Genomic DNA, 12,639 nt, shown 5'->3' on the forward strand with positions numbered 1-12,639 from the left:
GCTCAGTGCGTGACGATCTTGGGTGCAATCCCACGCAGCGGCCCTGGCAGCGCGTCCAACATGCCGCCCAGCGCGGGCAGGGAGTTGCGCCCCTGGTACACGGAGGCCAGACGGGGGCGCCAGTAGGGGTTGAAGAAGTTGGGCTGCTCCGCCCAGTTGCCCGGCCGGTGGTAGTAGGACTGCCCGCGGGAGATGACGTTGAGTCCCTCGACCATGCCGAGGAACTTCTTGCGGTTGTTCATCATCTCCAGGCCCTCGCTCTCCGGAGAGAAGGCGAAGGTCACCTTGCCCTGGTTGTTGAGCAGGGCAGGCGCGTTGCTGCCGGCACCATCCGCGTTCTGACGGTTGATGACCTCGTCAGGCGACTTGTTCATCGCCACCCAGGTGGAGGGCTGGTTGAAGTCGACCTGACGCGTCGCCGCTTCCCGCATGTTGGCGTTGGCCATCGGGTTGCACACCGACCCGAACTGGCCGGGCTCGAAGTGCATGAAGGGCACGAGCCCCGCCCAACGGTGATTGCCATCCTGCACGGGCCGGACGTTCGCCGCGTAGACATTTGTCTCCAGCAAGCACACCAGGCCCCGCACCACGCAAATCTCCGTCTCATGGATGCCGAATCGGCCCTCGCGCCCGGCGGGCCGCACATGGCCTCCCCAGGACCGGCCATAGTCCGAGTAGTTGACCCGCCAATGGAGCCCTCCTCGCCGGCTTCCGCTGTCCACGTCGTTGAGCGCCCAGATGCTCGTCTTCATCATGTGCCTGTAGGGCAGCTGGGCTCGGTTGTTGTCGTTCTTGCGCCGGCGGTTGTCGCCAAAGCACTTCCAGTAGTCGTCGTCCTTGGTGCAGGCCAGGGGATTGTCAATCTTGAGGGGGCCGCGCCCCAACTCGGCGGGACCGATGTTGATCCAGTACGGGTCATCCGAGCCGATGTTGTCGCCTTGCGCCATCATGCCCCACGGCTGCAGGTTGTCGTTCCAGTCCCGGATGAAGTTCCGCCCATCGTTGCCAGGCCCTCGGCCCTCCCGGAGCTTCCCCGCGTTGGGATAGCTCGAGGAGAGCATGCGGGTCTGGCCCATCTTTCCGAACTGCATGACCCCATCGACGTCGATCCCCTCGTTGAGGAAGTCCTTCAGGAAGCCGAGCATGTTCGGTATCGGCAGGAGCCCGCCCAGACCGCGATTGCCGACGAAGCCTTCCGGGCACTCCAGGACGCCTCCGGACGAAGCGGTATCGCAGGGATACCGAGTGGCATTGGTGATGCCTCCCATGGCGCGCTTGGCGCGCGCGACAGGGTCATTCGCGGCTCGCTTGGTCACGTCCAGGGCGCCGAAGGGGTTCTTCAATGACAGCGGCCCTCCGCCCGCGTGGGTGTTGTGCGCCTGGCCGAACAGGCATTGGCTGTAGGCTCCCGTGGCCAGCTGGCTCATCATGGAATTGACGTTGCTGTCATTCGCCTCGACGACGGACTGACTGGACTGCACCACGTGAGTGGATGCCGAGACCATCACCGCTTGGGATGCGAAGAACATCACGCCATTCAAGGCCCGATGCGCGGGGATGACGAGCTGTCCGATGATGGCATCCGGATTGAGGGTCCGGATGGTCGTCTGGACCAGCCGCAAGAAGGTATCCCGGTAGAGCGTCATGATGCGGCTGACCACCCGCAGGAGGGGCCCGACGATGGGGACGAGTTGCAAGACCGGACAGATGAGCATCCAGTAGCCGGAAGGTGACCCCGCGCAGGGATTCAGCGTCTTCATGAGCCCATAGAGGTCCGTCAGGAACGCCTCGATGGAGTAGACGAGCGACAGCAACGACTGCCACATCATCGCCGACACGTAGTGCGACACCTGTGTACGATTGGCGTATGCGTAGAAATTGAAGGCCCGGGCCTCCATGGCCGCCATGGAGTACGCCGCCGCATCCGCTGTGTTCTGGAGGCGAATGCGCTCATGCACCGTGTGGCCGATGTTGACGGTGGCCAGCACGGCCAGGGACATGATCAGCACCATCAGCGCCATGAGCACCAGCGCCTGGCCCTCCTGGCGGCGGAAACTCTGGCGAAGGCTCCGGGTCAGCATGGGGCAGGTCTCCTCGCGCGGGGGCGCAATCCCAGAGGAGCTTTGGCATGGTGGACGCGGCTGGCGCAAAAAGCCTTGCGCCCCCTCCAGCGGCCCCCCCAGGAAATCTGGACCCTATGACAATGAATTGCACCACGCAAGGCGCGCTCCCGCCACTCATTCCCATTCGTGGGTGAATGAAAATGGCGCACCGCGCAACTCCTTGCGGCACCGCCCCTGCCCGAAAGCCAGGCTTCCGCGCGCCAGTGCGACGTCGTCCCGCTCCGGCCCCAAGACACGTCGTTCTTCGCGTCAGTGGCGGAGGAGGCTTCACCGAAGCGAGGCCGAGCCATCCGCGGCCGGCGGGAGCGACGAGCGAGGGCTCTCCACGGAGGGGCCCGACGTCGTCGTCCAGCCCCCCCAAGGGCCCCGCCGTTCCCGCGCCCGCGCCGGCCTGCTCATTCCCCCCAGCATGTTCTCGGAGGCAGAGGGGCGGGGTTCGCCTTGACGAATCGCACGACCTGACGGGTACGCACCAACGTGGGAGGCGCCAGACCCACCCGGTGCGCGAGCGACCACGCCCCACGGCCAGTGACATCCGCTTCGACCCAGCGCTCACCGCCCGCATCGACGCTTGCCTGGACACCGCGTGCAGCGGACGGCGCCGTGCCACCTGATGCCCCCGCCAGGGCCCGGCGCCGTCCGGAGAATGCGCTCCGCCATGCCTCAGGCACGACAGGCGCGGAAAGGCTGTGTTTCACGCAACCTCATCCAATGGCTTCTCACGAGCTGAGAACGCCGATTGTTTCTCGAATTCGCCGCACCTGAGCAGCCCCGAAACATCACACGGGGTATGAGACACTGGCGAAATGCGCCACTCTGGCTTCACCCTGAGCGCATTCGCGAATCCCATCGAAAAGACACACGCAATTGTTTATAGATGCGTGTACTTTTCGATACGGCTCTGGAGGCTTCACTGAAGCGCTCGCACACCCGGGAATTCCCCACGCACGTCCTGTACTGGCTCGCCGCTGGCTTCGCCCTGATTTACGTGGTGGCCGCGGCATTTCTCTCGTTCGGCAAGATTTACCTGCTCCCGCAGGACTTCATCAAAGGGCTCTTCCGCTACCAAGCCGCGCCCATCATCCTGCTGGCGGGCATCCCCTGCGGCCTCTACTTCATCTTCTGGCGGGCCAGCGACTTGTTCGCATGGCTGGCCGCGCCGCCCAAGCTGGTGGTGGATGAGGAGTACCTGCGCGCGGGCGACACGCGCATCGCGTGGCGGAACGTGAGCGCCATCATCACGGTGCAGAACCACGACCGGCTCGTCCTGCGCCACCGCGGGGGCACCTACCGGCTGAGGCTGAACCTGTGGAGCGACGCGGACGAGCTGTACGCCCACGTAACGGACCATGTCGTCGATGCGCTGATCGAAGGCGTGCACCGGCAGGTCAACGCCGGCAAGGCGGTGCAGTTCGGGCCCCTCACGCTCAGTGGCGCCGGGCTGACACACAAGAAGCGGCTGATGCGCTGGGACGACATCGAGAGCATCCGCTTCCAGGACGAGTTCGAGGAGGGTGTCTCCACCCGCGAACTGGTCATCGCCGCCCAGGGCAAGCCGCTCAAGATTGACGAGGCCCGCATCGTCAACGCGCCCGTCCTCCTGGCCTACCTGTCGCAACGGCTGGCCAACTGATTCCCCTCTCCCCTCACAGGTCGCACGTCATGGAAATCTACAGTTCCTCACAGAACAAGCAGAAGACACAGAAGCCGCGCGAGGTCTACTACTCGCGCACGAAGCTCATCATCGGCGCGGTCATCTGGACGGTGGCCTCGGGCCTCTGTGGCATCCTCACCTTCCGGCTGGCGGACAGCCCGGGCGTGATGGCCCTCTGCGGGGCGGTCAACCTCTGCATGCTCTGGATGCTCTACGGCTGCATCAGGCCGCTGGGCAACCTGGACAAGCCCGCGCTGATTATCGGCCGGGATGGCATCCGCTTCGAGGACGGCCTGCTGATTGAATGGGCCGACATGACCGAGAATACCTATTACAGCCAGTCCTACATGGGTATCCCCACGCTCAAGCTGATTCAAATCAAGACCACGCTGGAGAAGCCCAAGCTGAAGAAGATCCGGGTGGCGGCGCTCGACATCGACAGCGACGAGTACCTGGAGCTCTGCGACACCTACAGCAAGCGCTCGGCGCTGGCCCCCGCCCGGGCGTAGTAGGAAACCTGGCACCCCTGGGTAGATACCGGGGGCGTCCGGTCAGCGGTAGCAGGGTGACACCGCCGCGGAGACACGCGCGAGCAGGTCCTCGGTCTCCAGCCGTGCGTCACCCCTCAACTGCCTCAGTCCGTGAAGCGCTCGATGAGCAACTCCAGACGCTGACGCAGCACCCGCGTCGTGGGCAGGTCGGACTGGAGCCCGTCGACGGCCAGCATGAACACCTCGGCGAGCGGCCGCGACTCCAGGACGGCCTGCGTGTACTTGAGCCAGCGCCGACGGTGTCTCGCCTCGACCTCCGGCAACAGCCGCTCGCAGGCGGCGTAGAACTCGGACGCCATGGGCGCCCCGACCATCAACTCCCACGGCTCCAGGAGGATGATTTCGTACACCTGGAGCAGCTTGTCGCGCGCGGCGCCCGGACGCGCCAGCACCTGCTCCACGCGGGGGTAGCGCGCCTCGAACAGGGATTCGAAGACGGCCGAGAAGATGTCCTCCTTGTTCTTGAACTTCAGATACAGGAGCGGCCGAGACAGGTTCGCCCGCTTCGCGATGTCGTCCAGGGACGTCTTCGCGTAGCCGAAGCGTAGGAAGCACTCCAGGGCGGCGTCGAGAATCGCCGCCCGGCGCAACGCATCACGCTCCTCGCTCCTGGTGCCCGTCATGCGGAACAAATTGACAAAAATAGCCTATTTCGTCAATTCATCACCGCACAACGACGAGCACGGGTGGACGGCATGACGTGGCGCAGAAGGCTGGCGTATGCGGCAATGGGGATGGCGGCGCTGCTGGCCCTGCTGCTGACGGTGGTCGCCATCGAGGCCTGGCCGGCACTGGGCCAGGCCGCGGACGGCGCGCGGAGGGCACGCATGGCGCGCTCGCCCCAGTGGCAGGGCGGCCACTTCGACAACCCGCAGCCCCTGCGCACTGATACCTGGGGCTCCATCGCGAGCATGTTCAGCGCCAGTCCCGACGTGAGCCCCGCCCAGGGGGCGCTGCCCTCGGTGGCGCTGGACGGAAGCGCTTTCGGCGCGCCGCCCGCCACCGGCCTGCGCGTCACGTGGTTCGGACACTCGACGTCGCTCGTGGAGTTGGACGGGCAGCGGATTCTCATCGACCCGGTGTGGAGCGAACGCGCGTCCCCTTTGAGCTGGATAGGACCGCGCCGCTGGTACGCCCCGCCCCTGGCGCTGACAGAACTGCCCGCTGTCGACGCGGTCGCCATCTCCCATGACCACTACGACCACCTGGACCATCGAACGCTGCTGGCGATGAAGGACTGGGACACGTCCTTCATCGTGCCGCTCGGCGTCGGTGCACACCTGGTGGGCTGGGGCATCCCCGAGTCGCGCATCATCGAGCTCGACTGGTGGGAGCGTGCACGCGTGGGAGCGATGGAGGTCGTCTGCACCCCCGCCCGCCATGCCTCGGGCCGGACGGGCATCGACAAGGACGCGACGCTGTGGTCGGGCTTCGCGTTCCTGGGCCCCACGCACCGCGTGTACTACTCGGGCGACACGGGCCTGTTCCCCGCCATGAAGGACATTGGCGAGCGGCTGGGGCCCTTCGACCTGACGATGATTGAGGTGGGCCAGTACCACAGCGCGTGGCCTGACTGGCACATCGGCCCCGAGCAGGCCGTCACCGCGCACCAGTGGGTCCGGGGGCGCGTGCTGCTGCCGGTGCACTGGGGCTTGTTCACCCTCGCGCTCCACGGGTGGACGGAGCCCATCGAGCGCGTGCTCGCGGCGGGCGAGGCCGCGGGCGTGAGCGTCATCGTCCCGAAGCCGGGTGAGCGCGTCGAACCCGGTGCGCCGTCCTCCCCCGAGCGCTGGTGGCCCTCGCTGCCGTGGAACACGGCGGTGCAGGACCCCATCGTCTCCACCCAGTTGGACTGACGTCCCTGCCCGTCTGACTTCAGGAGTCCCCCACATGCGAGTCATCCTCTTTGGCGCCACGGGCATGGTCGGCCAGGGCGTCCTGCGCGAATGCCTGTTCGCTCCGGACGTGGAGCGCGTCCTCACCGTGGGCCGCGGTGCCACGGGGCAACGCCACGAGAAGCTCACCGAACTGGTCCACACGGACCTCCAGGACTTCTCCGCCGTGGCGGAGCAACTCACGGGCTACGACGTGTGCATCTTCAGCCTGGGCGTGTCGTCGGCGGGCATGACGGAGCAGGCGTACCGGCGCGTCACGTTCGACCTCACGCTGGCTGCGGCCCAGGCGCTGGGCCAGTACAACCCTGGCATGCGCTTCCTCTACGTCTCGGGCGCGGGAACCGACAGCTCGGAACGCGGGCGCACCATGTGGGCGCGCGTGAAGGGAGAGACTGAGAACACGCTGCTCCGGCAGTCCACCCTGTCCGCGTACATGTTCCGGCCCGGCTATATCCAGCCAATGCACGGCATCCGGTCGAAGACGCGGCTGTACCAGGCGCTCTATACGGTGATGGCGCCGCTCTATCCCGTCTGGAAGGCACTGTTCCCCACCTTCGTGACGACGACGGAGCAGCTGGGCCACGCGATGCTCGCCGTCGCCAGGCAGGGCGCTTCGAAGCGCGTGCTCGAAAATCGGGACATCAACGACCTCGCGGTGGCAGCGAGCTGAACCGGACTCCAGGTTGCCCCCAGGACTTCGAGGGCGACCGGGCGTTCACTCCCTGGCAGGCCGAGCCGCTCGCCTGCCGCCCGAGTTGGCGCCTGCCCGTCCGCCCGGCCCAGGTGCCCCTCCCTGCGCCAGGAAGCACCTTGAGCGCGGGAGGCAGAGAGCGGATGAACAGACGACTCGCTTCGTTTTTCCGAAGAGACCCGGCCGAAGTCCAGGGCGCGTATTTCCTGCTGAAGGGCCTGTTGCCCTGGTTCCAGCCGAAGCGGGTCACCCGGTTCACCGGGCCCATCCGCGAAGGCTGGCTGATGAAGACGGTGGGCGGACTCGCCGGCACGGTGGGCGCGACGCTCCTGTCCGCGCACCGCCATGGCCGCGTCACGCCGGAGCTCAGGAAGCTGGGCATCTGGAGCGCGCTCACACTCCTGATGGTCGACGTCTCCACGTACGCCACGAACCGGAAGCGGCGCTCCGTCGTCTTCCTGGCCGATGCGGCCGTTCAGTCCGCGCTGCTCGCGGCGCAGTGGCGCGCGTGCAGCCGCAGGCCGGTGGTCATCGACGCACGCGCCTCCAGCCTTCGCGACCCGTCGCGGTACGGCGCGGGCGAGCATGGACGGTGGAACATCCTCCCTGGCGAGTCACGCGACGCGGCGGGCAATCGCGACATCGTCGCCGAAGGCTCCATGTCTTCGTTTCCCGCCAGCGACCCGCCTTCCTACATGGGTTGACCGCTCACCACTGTGTCTCCCAGAGCGGTCGGTGTAAACCGGGGAGCGTGAACGAAAGCTGGGAGCGGCGATTCCGCCGAGAGGTAAAAGAGATGGACGCCGCCCTGCGTGGCGTCCTGTCCCGGACACAGTCCGACGAAGAACTCCGTGCCGCCCTCGAGGAACTGGCGCGCCGCTCCGCCTTCCGGTCCTTCACCTGGCTGTGGGGGCCCGCCCTCCACGCCAGGGACCGCGTCCGCTTCCGCCCCCTCATGCTGTCCTGCTTCTCGCCCAGCAGCATCACCGCCGACGGGCAGTGGCAGAACCCCTGGCTCGGGGAGAATGCCTCCGCGCTGGAGGTCTGGCTCTTCGACGCGGACCGCACCGACGACGTGGAGATGTTCCGCCGCCTCCTGGCCTGGAAGCTCGCGGGTCTGCGCCTCCCCCGGCAGACGGAGTTCTGGCAGACAGAGGTGGTGCGGCGTGTCCAGAAAGCGCCCACGCGCGCGGCGCGGCACACCGAACTCGCCAAGATGGACATCGGCTGGGGCCGGCTGGACGAGCCCACCGCCCTGGCCCTGGACGCACTGGACGCGGAGGCCGCCCGGCCCTTCATCCTGGAGCACCTGCCGTTGAGATGGCCCCGCGAGCGCCAGCCCATGTGGAACACGCTGCGCGAGCGGGCCCAGGCGCGGGGTGACGCGGCCCTGGCCTCCGCGCTCTACCGGCGATGCGTGGATGAGCCCACATGGTGCCGTGATGCCCTGGCGCTCGCACGCACCGTCCAGCCCCCCGCCGAGCTGGTCGCCGCGCTGAAGGCACACCACCCGGAGACGCCCATGCCCGGCGCGGCGCAGCTCTTCGTGGAGCTGGCGGAGGCGCGCGGGCGGGACGTAGTGCCCTACCTCCTCGGCCATCTGCGGGCGGTGGCTCCTCGCTGGGGCGCGCTGGGACGAAAGGACGCGAAGGGCTTCCCGGAGCTGCTGGCGCTCGCGCGGGCGCGGGACTGGGACGATGTATGGGGCGCGCTCCTGCGCACCTCGGCCATGGCGGAGACGTATGACGCGGAGGTGCTGCGGCTGGTGCGGGACGACGCATCCCTCCCGGCCCGGACTCGACGCCGGCTGCTCCAACTGGCGGGCGCGGGCGGCGAATGGAATCTCCCCGGCCTGGGCCTGGCCCGGGTGCAGCGGCTGACGGACGCCACCGCCACCGCACTGTACGCGCGCTTCCCGGAGTTGGTACGTGGCCCCTTCCGCATGCACGTCGCTTCGAGCTGGCGCGCCGCGTACCCCAAGCTGGTGATGCGCGCGCTGGAAGCGAACGACGAGGACCTGCTGGACTTCCTCGCCAGTCGCGCCGCCATGCACGTCCCGACGACGGGGAGCGCGAAGGAGTGGGAGAAGGTGCTCGACGCGATGGCCGCGCACTACGAGGCCCTGCCGAAGGAGGGCGGCGTCTTCGCCCGCCGCGCCGCCAACGCGCTGGGCACCCTGCCCGCCTATTCCATCTGGACCTTCGACACGCTGCTGGAGAAGAACCGGCTGGCGCGGCTGTTCTTCCTCCGCTCGGATGACTTCTACCTGGCCGAGCCCCGCGCCGTGCGCGACCTGCTGGAGGCGCCGCAGATTCACGTCCAGGCGCTGGCCTTCCGGCTGCTCGGCCGCGACTCCGCGAAAGCCCGTGAGGTGGCCGCACAGAACGTGGACCTGCTCCAGGCCACCCTGCTGAGGCCCCTGCACCGGCGCACGCGTCACGCCGCCTTCGACGCGCTGGCCAACGCCGCCGCCCACAGCGTGGAGGCCGCCCGCGTGCTGGTGCCGCGCGTGCGTGACGCCTTCGCGCTGCCGGACTCGCGCTATCCCAAGGAGTCGCTGATGGCGCTGCTGGCCCGCATGCTGACGCGCTGGCCCGAGCTGCGAGGCTCCGCGGAAGTCCCCCACGTCTTCGGCCTGCCCGCGAAAGGAGACGGCGCGTGACGGCCTCCAGCTTCCTCTACGCCACGCCCTCCGTGTTCGAGTCCACCCGGGAGCGCGCGCAGCTCAGCCTGTCCGCGGACGCGCACCGCCCCGTGCGTTTCCACGCGCGCGTGGCCCGGGACGTCCTGTCCCTCCGGATGGCGCTCCAGGCGCTCGGCGGGCTCATCTGGCAATCGGACGCGTGGAACGAGACGTGGGGCGGCGGGTTGCTGGACCCGCTCATCACCGTGCACCCCGACCGCGTCTTCTTCGAGGCCTTCAGCCAGGACCAGAGCGCCTACGGGCTCGTCATCGTGGACCGCGGCCTCTTCGAGCCCGAGGGTGAGGTGCGCTGTGGCACCACCAACGTGGACTTCACCGCCTGGCTGTGGGCGGCGCTGGCCGAGATGCGCTCCACCCGGGAGACACACCTGCGCATCGGTCCGGAGGGACTCGACGTGCGCACCACCGGCGCGGGCGGTCGCTTCGAGCAGAAGGTGGACGTCCCGGAGCCCTGGGTGCGGGGCCTGCTCCAACTCCAGGGCGGCATGGCGATGCCCGGCACCCGCCTGACCGCGCGGCCGGTGGACCTGCTCTCCGCGGTGCGCTTCCTCAGCCACACCAAGGCCAAGGTGTCACCGCGCGCGCTGCGCTACGAACTCCACCCGGGAAATGACGCGCGGCTGATGCTGGAGCCTTGGGAGCACCCCGTGCCCTTGAAGGGCGCGGTCCACGGCTACACGGCGCCTCGCATCATCCGGGCCTGGGGCCGCCGGCGGCTGCGGCTGCTGGAGCCGCTGCTGCCCTACGCGGAGCGGGTGGACATCTACCTGAAGGGCCGCGCGCTGCCGCACTTCTATGTCGCGCACCTGCCCGGCGGCGTGCGCTTCCTGTTGGGCCTGTCCGGGTGGACGGCGAATCATTGGACGAACACCGCGGGCATGGACCTGCTGCTGGAGCCGGCGCGCGACGACGCGCTGGCGGAGCGTGTGCTCGGCGTGCTGCGCGAGCGCTTTCATGCCTCGACCGAGGACGTGGCCACCGCCCTGGGCGTGGACACGGCGCGGGCCGCGGGCGCCCTGGCGGCGCAATGCGCGGCCGGGCGTGCCCTCTTCGACGTGGAGGCGCGGAACTGGCGCCACCGCGAGCTGTTCGCCACGCCGGTGGACCTGGGCCGCCTGTACCCGCCTGACGCCCGCCGTGAGGAAGCGGAGCGCCTGGAGGCCGCGGGCGAGGTGGAGGTGACCTCCGCGGCGCCGAGAGAGAAGCGCAATGTCCGCACGCTGAACACGCCGGAGGGGCCCGTCACGCGCGAGGTGGTCCACCGGGACTGGGTGGTCCATGGCCGCGCGGGCCCGCAGTCGGGCGTCGAGCTGGTGATGAACGACGAGGACCGTGTCCTCTTCGGCCGGTGCGGCTGCGAGTACTTCAGCGAGCACCTGCTGAACCAGGGCCCCTGCGCACACCTGCTCGCGCTCAGCCGCCTGGCGCGAGCGCAGCGCCGCGAACTCAGCAGCTCCGAGCCCGCCTCTGCGGACGCGCTCGCGGCCCGGGCGGCGGAGGCGGGCGCGCGGCGGCGGCCCACAGAGGCGCTTGACCCGGGAGACGACGAATGACGATAACAGCAGGTGCTCTCGGGAGAGGCCAGGGCTCGCAGATGAGCCATGAGTACCGCGGTGTTTCGCCGCGGGGGTGTTCTGTCCCCATCTCTTCGCCAGGGTCCCAGCGTACGCAACGCCGGGAGCCCCGGGTCCAACGCCTCGCAGGTCGTCCCCTGGCCTCTTCCGGAGCACCATGAGCTGGTTCGACAACGCCCTCTCCCGGCTCAAGGGGTTGTTCAGCCGTCCCGTGACGCGGAGCACCACCGGGCTGGACGTGCCGCTGGATGCCCACGGCCGCCCACAGGACGTGGTGAGGGAGACGGTCTCCACGTCGGGCCCTCTGAAGCCGGGGCACCTGAGACAGATTCGCCGGGATGCGCGGCTGCTTCCCAAGGGCATCCGCCGCTACACGCCTGGCCGGAAGAAGTGGATGGAGGCCGCCGAGGCCCGGCGGCTGTTCTCCGCCACGCTGCGCACGCGGAACCGGAACCTGAGGGACTTGCTGCCCGACGAGGCACAACTGGCGCGCTACGGCCTGCCGCTCTGGCGCACGGAGGAGGACGTGGCCGCGGCGCTGGGCGTCTCGGTGGGCGTGCTCCGGCACTACAGCATCCACCGACCGCGTGAGCGGGTGCGGCACTACGTGACCTTCGCGGTGCCCAAGCGCTCCGGAGGCGTCCGGCTGCTGCATGCGCCCAAGCGGCGCCTGAAGGCCCTGCAACGCCGGCTGCTGGCGCTCCTGGTGTCGAAGCTCCCCGTGAGTCCACAGGCCCATGGCTTCGTGCCGGGCCGCTCCATCAAGACGGGCGCCGCGCCGCACGTGGGCCGGCGGGTGGTCCTGAAGCTGGACCTGAAGGACTTCTTCCCCTCCGTCACCTTCGCGCGGGTGCGGGGGCTGCTCATCGCCCTGGGCTACGGCTATCCCGTGGCGGCCACGCTCGCGGTGCTGATGACGGAGTCCGAGCGCCAGCCCGTGGAGTTGGAGGGCACCCTCTTCCACGTTCCCGTGGGCCCGCGCGTCTGCGTGCAGGGCGCCCCCACGAGCCCTGCACTGTGCAACGCGGTGCTGCTGCGACTGGACCGGCGGCTGGCGGGCCTGGCGCGGCGGTACGGCTACACGTACACGCGCTACGCGGATGACCTCACCTTCTCCGGCGATGACGTCACGGCGCTGGAGCGAGTCCGCGCGCTGGCCGCGCGGTACGTGCAGGAGGAAGGCTTCGAGGTCAACCGCGAGAAGACCCGCGTGCAGCGCCGGGGCGGTGCCCAGCGCGTCACTGGCGTCACCGTGAATACGACGCTGGGCTTGTCACGCGAGGAGCGGCGGCGGCTCCGGGCGATGCTGCACCAGGAGGGGCGGTCGGAGGACGGCGAGGCACACCGCGCGCACCTCGACGGCCTCCTGGCCTACGTGAAGATGCTCAACCCGGAGCAGGCGGAGCGGCTCGCTCGCCGGCGCAAGCCGCGCGGGACGTGAGCGAGG

10 protein-coding genes are annotated in these 12,639 nt (G+C 68.8%); 8 read left to right on the top strand and 2 right to left on the bottom strand.

Going from position 1 to position 12,639, the window contains the following annotated elements:
* Nucleotides 1–2: 2 nt before the first annotated feature.
* A complete protein-coding gene (locus BHS09_RS32225) occupies nt 3–2,081 on the bottom strand; it encodes a TadE/TadG family type IV pilus assembly protein (RefSeq protein ID WP_140799927.1) in 2,079 nt (692 codons plus the stop codon).
* Between the two features lie 919 nt (nt 2,082–3,000).
* On the opposite strand from BHS09_RS32225, the gene BHS09_RS32230 reads away from it, so the two are divergent.
* Together BHS09_RS32230 and BHS09_RS32235 are read left to right on the top strand one after the other, a co-directional pair.
* Nucleotides 3,001–3,756, top strand: coding sequence for a DUF6585 family protein (locus BHS09_RS32230; protein ID WP_140795221.1), 756 nt, complete (start codon nt 3,001–3,003; stop codon nt 3,754–3,756).
* A gap of 29 nt (nt 3,757–3,785) precedes the next feature.
* The gene (locus BHS09_RS32235) at nt 3,786–4,286 is read left to right on the top strand and encodes a hypothetical protein (RefSeq protein ID WP_140799928.1); all 501 of its coding nucleotides are present in this window, start codon (nt 3,786–3,788) and stop codon (nt 4,284–4,286) included.
* 125 nt (nt 4,287–4,411) lie between these two features.
* Here the strand turns inward: BHS09_RS32235 and BHS09_RS32240 are convergent, their stop codons facing one another.
* The gene (locus tag BHS09_RS32240; RefSeq protein WP_174258952.1) at nt 4,412–4,951 is read right to left on the bottom strand and encodes a TetR/AcrR family transcriptional regulator; all 540 of its coding nucleotides are present in this window, start codon (nt 4,949–4,951) and stop codon (nt 4,412–4,414) included.
* Nucleotides 4,952–5,023: 72 nt separating this feature from the next.
* On the opposite strand from BHS09_RS32240, the gene BHS09_RS32245 reads away from it, so the two are divergent.
* The 6 genes from BHS09_RS32245 to BHS09_RS32270 all read left to right on the top strand — a co-directional run bounded on the left by BHS09_RS32245 (nt 5,024) and on the right by BHS09_RS32270 (nt 12,633).
* Entirely contained in the window at nt 5,024–6,184 is a 1,161-nt protein-coding gene (locus BHS09_RS32245; protein WP_140799929.1) for an MBL fold metallo-hydrolase, read from the top strand.
* Between the two features lie 34 nt (nt 6,185–6,218).
* A complete protein-coding gene (locus BHS09_RS32250; protein ID WP_140799930.1) occupies nt 6,219–6,893 on the top strand; it encodes an NAD(P)H-binding protein in 675 nt (224 codons plus the stop codon).
* Between the two features lie 164 nt (nt 6,894–7,057).
* Complete coding sequence (locus tag BHS09_RS32255; protein ID WP_140795226.1) at nt 7,058–7,618, top strand: hypothetical protein; 561 nt, start codon at nt 7,058–7,060, stop codon at nt 7,616–7,618.
* Nucleotides 7,619–7,710: 92 nt separating this feature from the next.
* Nucleotides 7,711–9,576 carry a gliding motility protein gene (locus BHS09_RS32260; RefSeq protein WP_237079950.1) on the top strand — a complete coding sequence of 622 codons (1,866 nt, stop codon included), beginning with the start codon at nt 7,711–7,713 and terminating at the stop codon, nt 9,574–9,576.
* Nucleotides 9,573–11,171 carry a hypothetical protein gene (locus tag BHS09_RS32265; RefSeq protein WP_140799932.1) on the top strand — a complete coding sequence of 533 codons (1,599 nt, stop codon included), beginning with the start codon at nt 9,573–9,575 and terminating at the stop codon, nt 11,169–11,171. Before BHS09_RS32260 ends, BHS09_RS32265 begins: the two co-directional genes overlap by 4 nt.
* A 178-nt stretch (nt 11,172–11,349) precedes the next feature.
* Nucleotides 11,350–12,633 (top strand): reverse transcriptase family protein, encoded by a 1,284-nt coding sequence (locus BHS09_RS32270; RefSeq protein ID WP_140799933.1) that lies wholly within the window; start codon nt 11,350–11,352, stop codon nt 12,631–12,633.
* Nucleotides 12,634–12,639 lie beyond the last annotated feature (6 nt).

This window comes from Myxococcus xanthus (assembly GCF_006402735.1).
Classification (GTDB): domain Bacteria; phylum Myxococcota; class Myxococcia; order Myxococcales; family Myxococcaceae; genus Myxococcus; species Myxococcus xanthus_A.

Coding starts and splice junctions, on each gene's coding strand:
- BHS09_RS32225 (WP_140799927.1), bottom strand. CDS start 2,081: ATGCTGACCCGGAGCCTTCGCCAGAGTTTCCGCCGCCAGGAGGGCCAG.
- BHS09_RS32230 (WP_140795221.1), top strand. CDS start 3,001: ATGCGTGTACTTTTCGATACGGCTCTGGAGGCTTCACTGAAGCGCTCG.
- BHS09_RS32235 (WP_140799928.1), top strand. CDS start 3,786: ATGGAAATCTACAGTTCCTCACAGAACAAGCAGAAGACACAGAAGCCG.
- BHS09_RS32240 (WP_174258952.1), bottom strand. CDS start 4,951: ATGACGGGCACCAGGAGCGAGGAGCGTGATGCGTTGCGCCGGGCGGCG.
- BHS09_RS32245 (WP_140799929.1), top strand. CDS start 5,024: ATGACGTGGCGCAGAAGGCTGGCGTATGCGGCAATGGGGATGGCGGCG.
- BHS09_RS32250 (WP_140799930.1), top strand. CDS start 6,219: ATGCGAGTCATCCTCTTTGGCGCCACGGGCATGGTCGGCCAGGGCGTC.
- BHS09_RS32255 (WP_140795226.1), top strand. CDS start 7,058: ATGAACAGACGACTCGCTTCGTTTTTCCGAAGAGACCCGGCCGAAGTC.
- BHS09_RS32260 (WP_237079950.1), top strand. CDS start 7,711: ATGGACGCCGCCCTGCGTGGCGTCCTGTCCCGGACACAGTCCGACGAA.
- BHS09_RS32270 (WP_140799933.1), top strand. CDS start 11,350: ATGAGCTGGTTCGACAACGCCCTCTCCCGGCTCAAGGGGTTGTTCAGC.